The sequence below is a fragment of the Bombilactobacillus mellifer genome (assembly GCF_000970795.1).
Taxonomy (GTDB): Bacteria; Bacillota; Bacilli; order Lactobacillales; family Lactobacillaceae; genus Bombilactobacillus; species Bombilactobacillus mellifer.
Map to the genome: position 1 here is coordinate 168,425 of NZ_KQ034029.1, position 14,982 is coordinate 183,406.

The window sequence follows — 14,982 nt, forward strand, 5'->3', positions numbered from 1 at the left end:
CCATCATAAGAAGGTGGAGCCTGAATGAGGAGGATTTTTTGATAATGATTGATTCCAAATATAGTGAAGAGTCCCTGACCGCTTTTCTAACTTTTTATGTACGGCATTATCAGGATGCCGATTTGGAAGTATTTTCCCAATATGATACGGATAATCACGATACTGAACTCAACTATTTTATTAATCAAGATCGTAATTTTCGTATGAAAGATATTGTGCCAGTCTTATTAAATAAGCATACAGCAATTATCAACTCTTTATTAGATGATGTGACCGTCAATGCTCAACTAGACTTAGACTCAATGGATACTGTTGATAAATGGGAAGCTTGGTATCGCGATCAAAAAGCTCAATTAACCGATCCGGATCGCTAAATGAATTGTGCTGTTACGCCTGTGCGTAACAGTTTTTTTATTTAAAAAACTATGATTAAGTTTTGCCACACTCTACGTTACAGTAAGTGGCATAAGTAAGATTGACAAGGCAGTGATTTTTCATGATCCAGCTACTTTGGCCACAAAAAGAGCTGCTGCCGGCAAATCCCACGACATCAGCTCTTTCATTAAATCATCTAGCAATCTTTTTAAAACTAATCCCTCATCATATTAGCTTGCAAATACTAAAGAATCCTCCATCTTCTTGTCTAATAGTTGAACTAGACAGCCCAATTTCAAAACTTTAGCCCTTGCCACCACCAAATTATTGCAAACGGACAGAACCTCTTGTGCCTCGGTCCGCGGAATAGTTCTTATTAACTTTAATTTATAAAAATTGACGCAAAATTTCCTGAAAAGGTGGCATTTTGGGCATTTGGAAGTTTTCCTTGAAGTAATCAAAACCAAAATGTAAATAACCTTGGGCTTCGTCTTTTACAATCTTACCTGGTAACGGAGCTTCATCATAAACTGCGGCATTTATTAAGACCGGTTTGGTGGGATGTTGATATTTTTCCAGGGCTTGGGCAAATTCAGCATCGGTGGTTACATTCACACCCACGCCACCGCAAGCTTCTGCAAATTTGGCAAAATCAATCTCGGCTAAATCAACAGCGTAGTTTTGTTGGCCGGCTGATTGCTGCTCGTACTCAATAAAGGCTAAGAGTTTATTATTTAAAACCACTACGACCATGGGCAAATTATATTTAACTGCCGTTACAAAGTCCTGCATGACCATCGCAAAGGCACCATCACCACAAATGGCATATACAAGACGTTGCGGCCAGACAGATTTAGCAGCAATTCCGCCTGGCAATGCACAACCCATGGTTCCTAACCAGGCCGAAATCGTATATTTTTGCGTAGGTTGAACATCAATAAATCGCGCTCCAAACGAAGTGGCGGTTCCTACATCCACTGACCAGATAACATCCTTAGGTGCCGTCTTACTGAGTTGGGCAAACATTTTAGAAGGTAACACTCCGGTATGCGGTTTATTTTGGACATCGTGCATCCAAGAACGCCAAATGCGCATATTTTTTTGACAGGCCGCTAAAAAGGGCCGGCCATTGACTACTTGCCCGCGAGCATTTAACAAAGTTAAAGCTGACTGCGCATCCGCCACAAGCGATAGAGCTACATTATGACGGTGGCCAATTTTACTAGGATCCCAATCTATTTGTATAGCGGGAATATGTTGATTTAAATACGGCGCATAAGGATAATCCGTTCCTATTAAAATTAACAGATCGGCATTAAACATAGCTTCATAAGCGGGCTTAGTGCCTAGTTTCCCAATTTGACCGAGCGCATTGGGATGATCATCTGCAATGATCCCTTTAGCAGGCATTGTTTGAATAAAAGGCAGTGCATAACGTTCAACAAACTCTCGGGCTGCTGCTTGGGCATGGCGCGCGCCTGTGCCCAATAAAACCAAAGGTTTTTGAGCATGCTGCAACATTCTTAATGCTTGGTCCACCTCCGATATTTGAGCTTGTGGGCGTTGCAGTTGGAATTGTCCGGCAGTAGGTTGAAAATTATCAGCAATTTTATGATCCGGAATATCATCTGGAATCGTTAACACTGAGACGCCTTGATATTTATATGCCATACGAATGGCTTCATCCATCAACTTTGGTAAAGTAGTGGGACTTGTTACCAGTTTATTATAAACAGCGACATCTGCACATAAATTGGTCGTATCGACTTCTTGAAAAAATCCCGTATTTAATAATTGTGACTGCACCTGGCCGACAATGGCTACTACGGGTGCGTGATCCATTTTGGCATCGTAAAGACCATTTAATAGGTGAATGGCGCCGGGACCGCCAATCGACAAGCAGACCCCCACACGTCCTGTCAACTTAGCATGAGCTGATGCCGCCAAAGCCGCTACTTCTTCATGGCGTACTTGCGTAAATTTAATTTGGTCCTGGTGACGATATAAGGCTTCCACTGTGGTATCTACGGAATCACCTGGTAATCCGTAAACATTATCAATACCCCAAGCAGCCATTACTTGAACCATTTTATCTGCAGCCTTAATTTTTAACATGCTTTTTTATCCCCCAACTTCACAATATTGATTTTACTTTAGCACTAAAAAATCACAAACTAAAGGTAAAAACTCAATTTAGTCATTACTAAACAAAGATTACTTCTGGACTATCATTTGTGAAATAACCAACAGCCAGCGGGAAAAACCTAAAATTAGTGTCCCCTCTCAGTAATCTTATCTCTATCCAGCTATAGCTGTTGGAGATAGCCATATAGGACAGCGACTGCTCTGAGATTTGGGACGTAACGCGGTATTCACAAGAACTACCGTTTCATTCAGGTAGTCCAAATTATGATGACTCTCAGTTGCTTTCCGCGAAGGAGCAGTTTATCATAAATAAGTTAGTTGTATTGAAGGATGGACATTTATGAAACAATACTTACGTCAATTCCAGTGGTATCGTTGGCTGCGAATTTTATTTCTAGCAGCTACGGGAATCATTTTTATAATTAATCCTGACCAAAGTTTTGATATTATCTTATACTTTATTTCGGCTTACTTAGTAGGTTTGGCTTTGATTGCTTTGCATGATGGCTGGTTATTAACTCAAAGTAAAAGCGACAATACAGGTCCTTACACGACGGCTGTGATTTCCTTGATATTAGCCTTTTTAATTTTTCCCATTGCACATGTGTTACTTCCCTTGTTGCCCATTTTATTAGGAGTAGTGTTAATCATTAATGGCGTAAATCAATTTTTTAATGCTCGCCATAACCGTCAATATATTAATGTTACACCTTGGCTGGATTACTTATATTCGTTATTATTAACGCTTTTAGGGATTGTTTTAATTTTTAATCCGTGGGACGTTTTGCACTTTTTCATTCGCTTATTGGGCATCGGCTTAATTGGCTTAGCGGTTTTAGAATTTGTTAATACCCGTCTTTATAAATAAGACTGAATTTCTGTAATGAATTTCAGTCTTATTTTAGTCAACTGCCTGCTGAGTGCTTACCCTGTTTCGCGCTTGGTTGTGCTTTAATTAGCAACACTATCAACAACTCATTGGCCTTCATCTATTTTGGATGGCTTTATCTCAAAATCTATACTGGCTGTCAGCCCATGGTTGACAGCCAGTTTGTTACTCAAAGATTACTCATCGATTTTTACTTGACGTTTAAAAGATGCGTTAATTCTCTGGTTAAGGGTTGATGCTCCACTAAATTTTGCACATCAGCCACACACTTCTCCCCCATACCATGTAGACATTCATACGTATACGCTGAAGTATGTGGTGTAATTAAACAATGAGGTTCTTTCAAAAAAGGATGATCCGCACGTACCGGTTCTTTTTCCATGGTATCAGCGGCATAACCGGCGACAATGCCCTTATGTAACGCATTTAACATTGCTGCTTCATCAATTAGGGCCCCTCGAGCATGGTTAACAAAGTAGGCTCCTGGTTTGACTTGGGTTAAAGTTGTCTGATTAATTAAATGCCAATCGGTATCATTTAAAGATGCATTCAACGAAATAAAGTCAGCCTGCTGTAATAAATCATTCAAAGTAACGGATTGAACATAGGCATGTTGTTGCCACCACTGCGGCGATACTTGCGGTTGGGGATCATTAATTAAAATCCGATCACTGAAAATATGAAATAATTCCACAACACGACTGCCAATATTCCCACAACCAATCACGCCAAAAGTTTTACCAGTAAATTCCCGTCCCATAAATTGCGCCCGCTCTTCATATTTATCTGCTTGAACCCTTTGGGCAGCGCGGGCCGTCTGTCGTACAATAGCCATTAAGTTAGTCAACACATTTTCGGCTACTGCATTACGTTCGACTAACGGGGGCACAATCGTGACCTGTGTCCCATGTTGTTGGGCAGCTTTTAAATCGATATTGTTATAACCAATCCCGTGACGCGAAATTAAATACAATTCATCTTTATGGTCAAAAAAGTCCGCCTTAAAATCCGGAGTTACACTTGCGATAATAATATTATAGCCGTGTAATTTCTGGGCTAAATCGGTGCCGGTAATCTGGGGATCGACCATGAAGCGATCAACTGAACCAAAATGTGTTAATTGTTGCCAATGTTCGGGAAACACTTGACCAAAACTACTGGAATTGACAATTGCAATTTTATATTTACCCATTGTGATCTTCTGCTCCTTTCATCCGCCGTTATTTTGTCTACTGCTATAGTTTTGCTCGAATGGTAAACAGTAATTTATCAATATCAGCGCTCAAGCCCGCATATTTTTGCGATTGAATAGCCATGATCGGCAGTGGCGGAATGGTTTCCACTAGGGTTAGGCTTTTTAAGCGGTGCTGTTGTTGTAATATTTTCTGAGCCACAAATTGGGGTATTAGTGCCCAATGCTTACTGGATGACAAATAAGTCGCTGCTAAATAGCCGGAATCTAACTGTAAATAAGGGGACAAGGAATGATCCCAATACATTAAATGCCAACTGTTATAAGATTGACTATAGGGAATATATATCTCGTCATGTCTTGCTAAATCTTCAATATGAACGGGATCACTATACCAACTATCGGCGCTGACCAGTACTTGTAACGCCGCTTCACCAATTTTTTTAACGGTCACCTCTGTCCGTGCCAAGGAATCAAAAGCAAAACCCAGGTCTGCCGTTTGATTGTTAATAGCATCATAAACTAAGTCATTATCAGCCGTGGCAAAAGTGTAACGCAACAAGGGATCTGCCATCAGTAAACTACTACAAACATCCGGCAGCAAAGTCTGCATAATATCTTGAGGAGCAATAACTTTCAAAAAATGATAATTGGCAATTTCTTTTAAATGGTGGGTCTTTTGAGTTAAATCGCTTAACTGCTGGGCAATGGGTACTAAACTTTCACCATATTTAGTTAACGTCACAAGGCTATGGCCTTTTTTACGATTAATTAGTTTGACTCCCAGCTGACTTTCTAATTTATTTAAGCGCGTACTGACTGCTGATTGAGTAATAAATAAAGCCTCCGCCGCTAGAGAAATTTGCTGATATTCTACAATTTTTAAAAAAGTCTGCAATAACTCAAGATTCAACCTCCCACCTCCTTTAAACAGATTGGGACTTTATGTAATTTATTGATTATAATTCACAAATTTTACTTCCTGTGAACTCAAGCGCAACAGTGACACACTGGCATTGGCCGGATAATTTTTCAGAGTATCAATCCCATGATAATCGGCTAAAGTCCGAATAAAAGTCCCATGAGTGACAATTAAAATATTACTATCAGGTGCAGCTTGCTGGTAGATTTGCTGCAAACCTTTGCGCCAGCGTTGTAAAACTTGGTCATAACTTTCGGCCCAGTGCTGTGGATCCGCAGCTTTCATTAAACGCCGCACTTCGGGTAAACCTTTTTGTGCGATAATCTCACTTTGACCATGATAACCTTGAGGTTGGGCAATGCGCTGCCAAGTATCCTTAATTTCTAAACCTTCAAACGATCCAAAAAATACTTCTCGAAAATTAGGATCATATCGAACTCTGGGCACCGGTTGCTTCAGTTGTTGTAAGATCAAGTTCCCTGTCTCTACCGCGCGGGACAAATTAGAAAAAACTGCTTCTGCAAACTTCACTGTCTGCAACTTTTTTCCAGTCGCAATGGCTTGGGCTTGGCCTCGCGAAGTTAAATCGGAATCACACCAACCTTGCATGCGTTTCAAAGTATTAAATAGCGTCTCTCCATGACGCACTAAATAGATATTGCAATCAGCCATGAACTAGTCCTCCTAAATATAATTTAATTTTATATTAAATGATTTTAATATTCAACATTGTAATGAAAGCGCTAATATGTATAATAAAAATGTAAATAGTATTCATAAAATGCGTTGTCTATTCAATACTTAAATTAGGAGGTTGCCTTATGCATGTGACATTGTCTGCTTGGCAAGCACTGCTTATTGCTATTTGGGTAGCACTTGTCGAATCGCGGATTTTGGGAACTATGACTTTAACAATGCGCTTTAGCCCCCTCATGACCGGCATGGTGGTTGGTTTTGTCATGGGAGATATTCGTCAAGCTATGATTGTAACCGCTGCCATTCAGCTAGTCTATATGGGCTTTGTGGCTCCGGGAGGAGCGCTGCCGGCCGAACCGGCAATTGGTGCCGCGATTGCTGTTCCCGTTGCCTTACTCGGTCATATGAGCCCGCAAGGAGCGATTGCCATTGCTGTCCCCGTGGCGCTTTTAGGAAGTTACTTATATCAATTTCGGTTTTTCTTGAACACCTTTGCCTTAAAGCCGATGGATAAATATGCTCAAGAAGCGAATGCGCGGGGGTTAAAATTTGCCATTATTGTTATTCCCACTTTAATATCCTTTTTGTTATTTATTCCTTTAATGTTCATTGCTTTATATTTTGGTGCCCCGGTTATTTCCGGACTCGTCGCACAAATTGAACATGGTACGTTAATTCATATTTTAAATAGTGTCGGCGGCGGTTTAGCTGCGCTGGGAATTGCGATTATTATGCAAGTAATTGGTAAAAAACGGCTGCTGCCCTTTTTCTTTTTAGCTTATTTTATGAGTGTTGCCTTTGCCAAATTAAAAATCAATATGACCATTTATGCTATTTTTGGCGTTATTTTTGCGATTTTATACGTGATGCTCAATAACAAAAATTCCGAAACTAATCATTAGGAGGATTTAAAAATGAGTGCAACAGCAGATACTGATAATTCGGAATTAACCGGCACCGACACTTCGGTGGCCAGAATTCCCCAACCTGATCCGATTACAAATAAGGATTTAATGAAGTCTTGGTTTGGCTGGTGGTGGGCCAATGAAGTTTCTCATACCTTTGATCGGATGTTAGCGCCGGCTTTTTGTTTTGGATTAATTCCGACGCTACAAAAATTATATAAAGATCATGATGAACTAGCGAAAGCCTTTCAAAGACACTTATTATTTTTCAACACCCAGGCCACATGGGGCGGCGGTACTTTAACGGGAATTACCATTTCTTTAGAAGAAGCCCGGGCTAAAGCTCTCGCCAATGGTGAAGAACCTATTTCAGAAGATATGATTAATAATACCAAAGTTGGCTTGATGGGCCCTCTGGCTGGTATTGGGGATTCCATTGATTCAGGTACCCTCCAATATATTTTTATTGCTATTTTTTTACCGTTTGCTAAACAAGGAAGTTTTTTAGGTGCTCTGCTACCTTTTATCTGTTTTGCCGGACTAACTTTTACTTATGGTTATTACTTTACCAAAATGGGGTATGCTTTGGGACGCTCAGCGGCTAAAGAAATTATGGCTGGTGGCCGCATGGCCGGAATTATTGATGGCTTAGGTGTCTTAGGGCTGTATATGATGGGGATTTTAGCTGGACAGTACATCAACATCAAAAGTTATTTAAAATTTTCTATCAGCGGTAAAGTATTTGACATTAATGCTATCTTAAATCAAATTTTACCCGGACTTTTGCCATTATTAGCTGTGGTATTATTATATTGGTATTTCCAAAAACAAGGTCTCAAAATCACGCGGGGATTGATTTATTTAACTCTCGTACTGATTGTTTTGAGTGCCTTCTACATTATTTAATAACCGGGAGGTTGAAAGATGGTTAAACGAGCCTTTTTAGTAATTACTCACGGCGATCTAGGCAGCGCCGCAGTCCAAAGTCTGGAACTTTTAATGGGTGAGCAAAAGAATCTCAGTGCCTTAGGATTGCACCCAGGAGAATCCGTAACTTCCTTGCGGGAACAAATCCAAACGCAATTACAAACCAATCAGCAAAATTATGACGAAACCGTTATTTTGGTGGATTTGCTAGGTGGGAGTCCTTCCAATGCTTCTCTTGCCACCTTAGCGCAATATCCTGATTTGAAAGTTATCACCGGTTTCAATTTACCTTTATTAATTAATTTATTAAATTTTACTGATCAAGAAGCTGATACACAAAAATTACTAACTGACTCGCTGAAAGTAGCCCAAGAGGGCTTACAAGTAATTGATAAAAATTATTTTAAAAAATAAAAATTTTTCTTGATTGTACCAACTGATAGGAGGAGAACAATGGGTAAAATTAATTTAGCACGGGTCGATGATCGCTTGATTCACGGACAAGTTATGACGAAGTGGACAAAGGGCTTAGGTACTAATTCGGTTTATGTCATTGATAATGCCACTGCGGCCGATGATTTTATGAAGGATATTTACATCAGCACTAATTCAACCGGTGGGCTGCGGATTAAAGTTTATTCTGCTGCCGAAGTTGGTACTCAATGGCAAAAAGATCACTTTGGAGACGATAAGGTAGTCCTGGTTTTTAAAAACATTAAAGAAGTTCTGGAAGCTCTTGCAGCGGGATTAGAAATTCAAACTTTAAACGTTGGCGGAATTGCTAAAAAATCGAATACTAAGTTTGTCATTCCGACCGTAGCTCTCAGTGAGGAAGACAAAAATGATCTGCAAAAACTCCATGAGCAAGGAATCGAGATCTTCTTTCAGACAGTTCCTGATTCTAAAAAAGTAGCTTATCAGACCGACCTTTAACGTCATTTCTCAAGATTCATCCTCCTAGGTACAAGTTATGGACAATCAATTTGAAGTCTATCCTGACAAAATTAAGAACTATACTACTAGTTGCGTGTTTATTTTATTTGCCCTCAGTTTATTGAGTGTTAATACCTTTAAAACGGCGTTCTTGTTTAAAATGCTAGCGACATTTTTTGCACTTTTATTTGCGGGTTTTGCAATAAAAATCATTCGTACTATGCACATTCAAGTTCCGGATTATGTTATTAATAATCAGGGGGTAATCGATAATACAAAACATCCAGCGTTAATCGTTCCTTGGAATGATATTTTAAAAATTGAAATTACCCCCAATAATACTGTTTGGCAAATCGGTATTATCGCGAAAAGTGTAGCTCACAATCGACAACAGCAAGCTGCGGCTTTACAGACTAATTTAGTCACTAACGGTAATTTGGCTTTTTATTCAGTCATTATCGATGGTTTTCGCTATCGTTCGCAGACCTTTTTGCGCATATTTCAGGAACTTAAAAAACAGGGCTTACAGCATAACCCTCAAATTTTAATTACTGAACTAACACATTCTAAATTTTAATTCCAGTTTGGATATCCAGTAAATGAAACCAGATTTATTTGCGGCTTGGGGCTTTTCAAAAAGTCCCAAGTTTTTTGCTGTATAAAAAAATTTTTATTTTTTTATGAGAGCGTTAACATTATTGTGAAATCAATAACAAATAACCTCAAAAGCTTTTATAGAGGTATCTTCCGCTATTTTTCTGATTGTAATTTATTTCACATGGTGTTACTCTTACATTGTTAATTAATTAACAATCAAAAATTAAAGGAGCTAACATTTCAATGTCGCGGACAAAAACAACGTCAAATGAGACTTTTGTCAAGAAATCAAAAACCATTTCGCAATTAGTCACTCACGCAGTAAAGGCTCAACAAACTTATGCCACTTATAGTCAAGAACAAGTTGATCAAATCGTGGCCGCCATGGCTTTGGCTGGTTCCAAGGCTGCTCTCTTGCTAGCCCATGAAGCCGTAGCAGAAACCGGTCGGGGTATTGTTGAAGATAAAGATACGAAAAACCGTTTTGCCACAGAAAACGTTTATCATACCATCAAAAATGAAAAAACAGTCGGTGTCATTAGTAAAGACGCCGTTGCAGGAAAAGTCGAAATTGCAGCTCCTTTAGGCGTCTTAGCGGGTATTGTTCCAACCACTAATCCTACTTCCACCACCATGTTTAAAGCTTTGATGGCTCTCAAGACACGCAATGCGATTATTTTTGCTTTCCATCCCCAGGCTCAAAAATGCTCGGTACATGCGGCTCAAATTGTTTATGAAGCGGCACGCCAGGCAGGGGCCCCGGCAGACATTATTCAGTGGATTGAAGAACCTTCGATTGAACATACTACTGAACTAATTCAAAACCCTCAAATAGATACTATTTTGGCCACTGGTGGTCCTGGGATGGTCAAAGCCGCTTTACAATCCGGTAATCCGTCTTTAGGTGTGGGAGCCGGCAATGGAGCCGTTTTTGTGGACCATACCGCTAATTTAAAACGTGCAGTGGAAGATTTACTGCTCTCCAAACGGTTTGATAACGGTATGATTTGCGCGACAGAAAATTCCGCAGTTGTCGAAGCACCTATTTATGATGCTTGGCTCCAACGGATGCAAGATCAAGGTGCTTATTTAGTTCCGAAAGCCGATTATCAAAAAGTAGCCGACTTTGTCTTTAATGATCGCCATGGAGTTAATGGGGCTGTAGCTGGCATGTCAGCTCGTTGGATCGCCCAACATGCCGGTATCGATTTACCTGCCGATAAGGATGTTTTGTTATTTGAACTGCAAGCCGACAATATCGGTGAAAAGCTGTCTTCCGAAAAACTCTCACCGCTTTTATCAGTCTATCAAGCGCAGGATCGCAATGACGGGATTCGCATCATTCAAAAATTATTAGCTTACCAAGGTGCCGGCCATAACTCGGTGATTCAGATCGGTTCGCAAGATGATCCTTTTGTGACGAAATTTGGCAACGCTCTGAATGCCACACGAATTATGGTGAATCAACCGGATTCACTCGGAGGAATTGGTGATATTTATACCGATGCTTTGCGTCCAAGTTTGACTTTAGGAACCGGTTCGTGGGGGAAAAATTCATTGTCACATAATTTATCAACAAGAGATCTGCTTAATATCAAAACCATCGCCAAAAGACGCACTCGACCACAGTGGATTCGCTTACCACACAAAATTTATTATGAAAAGAATTCTATTTCTTACTTACAGGATTTAACCAATATTTCCCGGGCTTTAATTGTCGCGGATCCAGGAATGGTTAAGTTTGGCTTTGTGGACAAAGTAACTGGACAATTGGCCTGCCAAGATCATGAGATTAAAGTCTCGATTTATGGAACCGTGCAACCTGATCCCACTTTAGGACAAACTATTGCCATTGCTCAACAAATGGCCCAATTCCAACCAGATACTATTATTGCTGTCGGTGGAGGTTCCGCCTTGGATGCCGCCAAAATTTCCCGATTTATTTATGAATATTCTTTCGATCGCCCAGGCTTTTTAGATCAATATGAAAATGTCAGCCAATTATTCTCTAAATTACAACAAAAGTTTATTGATATTCGCAAGCGTATTGTTAAGTTTGACCCCCAAACTCATACCCAATTAATCGCTATTCCTACTACCTCAGGTACCGGCTCGGAGGTAACGCCTTTTGCGGTCATTACCGATGATTATACTCATATTAAATACCCGCTGGCCGACTACGAATTAACACCACAAATTGCCATCATTGATCCAGCCTTTGTGATGACCGTTCCTCAGCGCACTGTTGCTTGGTCGGGCTTGGATGCTTTATCGCATGCCCTGGAATCTTATGTATCCGTGATGGCTTCCGAGTATACTCGTCCCTGGGCTCTTCAAGCCATCAAATTAATTTTTGAAAATCTGGAAGACTCGTATAACTATAATCCGCAAAAGCCTACTTTAAGAGGTGAACAGGCGCGTGAGAACATGCATAATGCCGCAACTTTAGCCGGAATGTCTTTTGCACAAGCCTTTTTAGGAATTAACCACTCCTTGGCTCATAAAACTGGTGGTGAATTTGGTTTACCCCATGGCTTAGCCATTTCAATTGCTATGCAGCATGTGATTCGCTTTAATGGTGTCAGTGGTAAAGTGAAACGCACTCCTTTCCCTCGTTACGATGTTTATCGGGCGCAAAGTGACTATGCAGATATTGCGCGATTTATCGGTCTGAATGGATCCAGTGATGCAGAATTAGTTGATAAACTATGTCAAAAAATTGACCGACTCATGCATGCTGTCAATGTTGAACCGAAATTATCGGCCAATGGAGTCACCAAAAAACAATTCCAAGATGCCTTAGACAAGTTAGTAGACTTGGTTTATCAAGATCAATGCACTCCCGCCAACCCGCGGCAACCCAGCCTACAAGAAATTAGACAGTTACTGATCGATCAATTTTAAAATTTTTTACTTTCACCTACCAGATCAACCAAAATCAATAAGTTTATAACCATTAAGAACATGTGTCCAATGAATTGCCAAGCTTAACTACAAAATTGTGGTTAAGCTTTTTGAATTGGTTTTTATAACTAACTTTAAAGCGTGCTCATCCCACAAGAGGCCACAAATTCTCTTCTGAAGCCAAGTTCCCAACGCTTACAGCTAATAATAAATAACCCGCCATTTTGCGACCGCAAAACTAAAAAGGTTAGCAAACTAGGGCCTCTCATCAAATCCAGCCACTTTTCTGTAAAGAAATATCACTGCCAACCAAAAAAACAACGACTCAACCAAAAGGTCAAGTCGTTGTTTCTCTTGAATTACGGCTTTTTAAGCTAACCGGCGATCAATGAAATTACCTAACAGCGATAAACTGAAACAGATAATAAAATATAACACCGCTAAGGCCGCAAACATCGGCAAAATATAGTTGGCATTTTGTCCATAGACTACTTGTGCATGTTGCATTAGCTCCGGCACCACAATAATCGTGGCCAGCGAAGTATCCTTAATCAACGATACGAATTGACTAATAATCGCCGGAATCATTTTTTTATAGGCTTGCGGTAAAATAATATACCATAAAGCCTGCACAAAACTCATACCGACAGAACGGGCTCCTTCCATTTGACCAACATCTACCGCATTCAGACCCGAACGTACAATTTCTGCTAACATCATAGATTCAAAAACTGTCATGGCAATAATTGCAGCGGGAATTGTTTCCGGTTTAAACCCAAAATTAGGTAAGCCAAAGTAAGTAAAGAAAATAATTAACAGTAACGGTAAATTGCGAATAATATCAATTATAAATCCGACTACCGCAGATAAATATTTAATCCGTGAATAGCGGATAATCCCAAAAACGGAACCGATAATAAAACTTAATAATACTGAAACGACGGAAATCAAAACCGTTACTTCCAAACCCATCAATAAAAAACGAATATTCATCCAAGAATATGCATTAATCCAATTCTGCATACGCGGCCACCTCCTTTACGCAGTCCTTTTTTCTAAATAACGCATATAATAGCTTAATGGCAAAGTAATAATCAGATACAATAAGCCGACTACAAAGTAACTATTAATAGTGTCAAAAGTTGCCGAAGCAATCGAGTTGGCTTGGTACATTAAATCAAAACCAGCCACAAAAGCTAATACGGAGGAATTTTTAACGAGATTAATAAATTGATTGCCTAATGGTGGAATCACAATTTTGACAGCCTGGGGCAAAATAATATATCGCATAGCCTGCCAATAAGTCATCCCTACTGAGCGGGCTCCTTCCATTTGACCATTATCCACAGATTGGATTCCAGCCCGAATAGTTTCGGCAATAAAGGCTGAAGTATATAAAGTCAGACCAATGGTTCCTGCTGTAAAACCGTTAATTTTGACCAAATACATCGGAATTACTAAATAAAAAAACATCGTAATTACTAGTAAAGGAATGTTCCGAAAAATTTCCACGTAAGTTCGGCCAATCATTCGACAAACTTTATTAGGCAAAACTTCCATGAGCGCAAAGGCCGCGCCAATAATTAAACTAAATAACAATGCTAAAAGACTCGAGAAGATCGTCCAGCCAAACCCCACTAGGAGTTGGTGACTATAATGAGTAAAAATATTAATCATTTGCTATACAACTCCTTATAGTTAAAGCCTGGCACTTGGCCAAACCATTTTTTAATTAAACGATTATATTCACCATCAGCTTTAATTTCATCAATAGCTTGATTAACCGCTTTTACAAAACTTTTTTGATGTTTATTAATGGCTACCCCATAGGGTTCTTTGGTAAAGGTTCCGCCCCGCACCTCATAACCGGGGTTTTGAACGGCTAACCCATATAAGATGCCATTATCAGTGGTCATAGCTTCACCTTGTTTGGATTTCAACGCATTCATAGCCTGGGCATAATCTTGTAATTCTAAAACTTTGGCCTTCGGTGAAGCTTTTTTAACATTATCCACAGAATTAGCCCCGACAACTCCTAAAATGGTATGTCCATTTAAATGGTAAGCATCCTGGATTGGAGAATTCTTAGGTACTAATAAGGATTGGCCCGCATTGAAATAAACTTTCGAAAAGTCCACCGTTTTTTGACGTTCAGGGGTAATCGTCATAGTGGCAATGACTGCATCGACATTGCCATTTTTTAACAATGGGATTCGTGATTGGGAAGTCACCGTTACAAAATCGGCATGACCTTTGGGTCCCAAAATATGCTTGGTAATGAGCTTTGCCATATCTACGTCAAAGCCTTTTTGTTGTCCATCTTTGACATCAATTAAACCAAATAACCGGACGTCTCCTTTCACGCCCCAAGTGATCGTATTAGCTTGTTTAGCATTTTCTAAAACCGATTGCTGGGAAAGACTTTGACCACAACCGGTCAATAAAAAGGTCCACAAAACCAAGGAGAACAACCAAAATTTTTTTCGCATCATGAGTC

15 protein-coding genes are annotated in these 14,982 nt (G+C 39.8%); 8 read left to right on the forward strand and 7 right to left on the reverse strand.

All coding sequences use genetic code 11. The features are described from left to right. Positions 1-44 precede the first annotated feature (44 nt). Positions 45-374, forward strand: coding sequence for a hypothetical protein (locus JG30_RS06995; RefSeq protein ID WP_046317582.1), 330 nt, complete (start codon positions 45-47; stop codon positions 372-374). 388 nt (positions 375-762) lie between these two features. Here JG30_RS06995 and JG30_RS07000 read toward each other — a convergent pair whose 3' ends face one another. Beyond that, positions 763-2,490: a pyruvate oxidase gene (locus JG30_RS07000; RefSeq protein ID WP_046317584.1), complete on the reverse strand. Its 1,728-nt coding sequence runs from the start codon at positions 2,488-2,490 to the stop codon at positions 763-765. 370 nt (positions 2,491-2,860) lie between these two features. Between JG30_RS07000 and JG30_RS07005 the strand changes: the two genes are divergently transcribed. Continuing rightward, positions 2,861-3,388 (forward strand): DUF308 domain-containing protein, encoded by a 528-nt coding sequence (locus tag JG30_RS07005; protein ID WP_046317586.1) that lies wholly within the window; start codon positions 2,861-2,863, stop codon positions 3,386-3,388. A 211-nt stretch (positions 3,389-3,599) separates the two neighbouring features. On the opposite strand, the gene JG30_RS07010 is transcribed toward JG30_RS07005, so the two are convergent. Genes JG30_RS07010 through JG30_RS07020 form a run of 3 tightly spaced genes read right to left on the reverse strand, consistent with a single transcriptional unit; the run spans position 3,600 to position 6,195 of the window. After that, a complete protein-coding gene (locus tag JG30_RS07010; protein ID WP_046317589.1) occupies positions 3,600-4,601 on the reverse strand; it encodes a D-isomer specific 2-hydroxyacid dehydrogenase family protein in 1,002 nt (333 codons plus the stop codon). A 43-nt stretch (positions 4,602-4,644) separates the two neighbouring features. Next, positions 4,645-5,514 (reverse strand): LysR family transcriptional regulator, encoded by an 870-nt coding sequence (locus tag JG30_RS07015; protein WP_046317591.1) that lies wholly within the window; start codon positions 5,512-5,514, stop codon positions 4,645-4,647. Between the two features lie 39 nt (positions 5,515-5,553). Beyond that, positions 5,554-6,195, reverse strand: a complete 642-nt coding sequence (locus JG30_RS07020) for a histidine phosphatase family protein (protein WP_046317594.1) — start codon at positions 6,193-6,195, stop codon at positions 5,554-5,556. 149 nt (positions 6,196-6,344) lie between these two features. Between JG30_RS07020 and JG30_RS07025 the strand changes: the two genes are divergently transcribed. The 6 genes from JG30_RS07025 to adhE all read left to right on the forward strand — a co-directional run bounded on the left by JG30_RS07025 (position 6,345) and on the right by adhE (position 12,485). Continuing rightward, entirely contained in the window at positions 6,345-7,121 is a 777-nt protein-coding gene (locus JG30_RS07025) for a PTS mannose/fructose/sorbose/N-acetylgalactosamine transporter subunit IIC (protein ID WP_046317596.1), read from the forward strand. Positions 7,122-7,133: 12 nt separating this feature from the next. After that, positions 7,134-8,030 carry a PTS system mannose/fructose/sorbose family transporter subunit IID gene (locus JG30_RS07030; protein WP_084616713.1) on the forward strand — a complete coding sequence of 299 codons (897 nt, stop codon included), beginning with the start codon at positions 7,134-7,136 and terminating at the stop codon, positions 8,028-8,030. Positions 8,031-8,048: 18 nt separating this feature from the next. Continuing rightward, positions 8,049-8,465, forward strand: coding sequence for a PTS sugar transporter subunit IIA (locus JG30_RS07035; RefSeq protein ID WP_046317598.1), 417 nt, complete (start codon positions 8,049-8,051; stop codon positions 8,463-8,465). 39 nt (positions 8,466-8,504) lie between these two features. Continuing rightward, positions 8,505-8,984 (forward strand): PTS sugar transporter subunit IIB, encoded by a 480-nt coding sequence (locus JG30_RS07040; RefSeq protein WP_046317599.1) that lies wholly within the window; start codon positions 8,505-8,507, stop codon positions 8,982-8,984. A gap of 37 nt (positions 8,985-9,021) precedes the next feature. Continuing rightward, positions 9,022-9,561 (forward strand): hypothetical protein, encoded by a 540-nt coding sequence (locus JG30_RS07045; protein WP_046317601.1) that lies wholly within the window; start codon positions 9,022-9,024, stop codon positions 9,559-9,561. Between the two features lie 263 nt (positions 9,562-9,824). Then, positions 9,825-12,485 carry a bifunctional acetaldehyde-CoA/alcohol dehydrogenase gene (gene adhE, locus JG30_RS07050; protein WP_046317603.1) on the forward strand — a complete coding sequence of 887 codons (2,661 nt, stop codon included), beginning with the start codon at positions 9,825-9,827 and terminating at the stop codon, positions 12,483-12,485. A 369-nt stretch (positions 12,486-12,854) separates the two neighbouring features. Here adhE and JG30_RS07055 read toward each other — a convergent pair whose 3' ends face one another. The 3 genes from JG30_RS07055 to JG30_RS07065 are packed head-to-tail and all read right to left on the reverse strand — an operon-like array spanning position 12,855 to position 14,974. Beyond that, a complete protein-coding gene (locus tag JG30_RS07055; RefSeq protein ID WP_046317605.1) occupies positions 12,855-13,508 on the reverse strand; it encodes an amino acid ABC transporter permease in 654 nt (217 codons plus the stop codon). Positions 13,509-13,523: 15 nt separating this feature from the next. Then, positions 13,524-14,162, reverse strand: coding sequence for an amino acid ABC transporter permease (locus tag JG30_RS07060; RefSeq protein ID WP_046317607.1), 639 nt, complete (start codon positions 14,160-14,162; stop codon positions 13,524-13,526). After that, positions 14,159-14,974, reverse strand: coding sequence for a transporter substrate-binding domain-containing protein (locus tag JG30_RS07065; RefSeq protein WP_046317609.1), 816 nt, complete (start codon positions 14,972-14,974; stop codon positions 14,159-14,161). Before JG30_RS07065 ends, JG30_RS07060 begins: the two co-directional genes overlap by 4 nt. Between the last annotated feature and the right edge of the window lie 8 nt (positions 14,975-14,982).

Coding starts and splice junctions, on each gene's coding strand:
- JG30_RS06995 (WP_046317582.1), top strand. CDS start 45: ATGATTGATTCCAAATATAGTGAAGAGTCCCTGACCGCTTTTCTAACT.
- JG30_RS07000 (WP_046317584.1), bottom strand. CDS start 2,490: ATGTTAAAAATTAAGGCTGCAGATAAAATGGTTCAAGTAATGGCTGCT.
- JG30_RS07005 (WP_046317586.1), top strand. CDS start 2,861: ATGAAACAATACTTACGTCAATTCCAGTGGTATCGTTGGCTGCGAATT.
- JG30_RS07010 (WP_046317589.1), bottom strand. CDS start 4,601: ATGGGTAAATATAAAATTGCAATTGTCAATTCCAGTAGTTTTGGTCAA.
- JG30_RS07020 (WP_046317594.1), bottom strand. CDS start 6,195: ATGGCTGATTGCAATATCTATTTAGTGCGTCATGGAGAGACGCTATTT.
- JG30_RS07025 (WP_046317596.1), top strand. CDS start 6,345: ATGCATGTGACATTGTCTGCTTGGCAAGCACTGCTTATTGCTATTTGG.
- JG30_RS07030 (WP_084616713.1), top strand. CDS start 7,134: ATGAGTGCAACAGCAGATACTGATAATTCGGAATTAACCGGCACCGAC.
- JG30_RS07035 (WP_046317598.1), top strand. CDS start 8,049: ATGGTTAAACGAGCCTTTTTAGTAATTACTCACGGCGATCTAGGCAGC.
- JG30_RS07040 (WP_046317599.1), top strand. CDS start 8,505: ATGGGTAAAATTAATTTAGCACGGGTCGATGATCGCTTGATTCACGGA.
- JG30_RS07045 (WP_046317601.1), top strand. CDS start 9,022: ATGGACAATCAATTTGAAGTCTATCCTGACAAAATTAAGAACTATACT.
- adhE (WP_046317603.1), top strand. CDS start 9,825: ATGTCGCGGACAAAAACAACGTCAAATGAGACTTTTGTCAAGAAATCA.
- JG30_RS07055 (WP_046317605.1), bottom strand. CDS start 13,508: ATGCAGAATTGGATTAATGCATATTCTTGGATGAATATTCGTTTTTTA.
- JG30_RS07060 (WP_046317607.1), bottom strand. CDS start 14,162: ATGATTAATATTTTTACTCATTATAGTCACCAACTCCTAGTGGGGTTT.
- JG30_RS07065 (WP_046317609.1), bottom strand. CDS start 14,974: ATGCGAAAAAAATTTTGGTTGTTCTCCTTGGTTTTGTGGACCTTTTTA.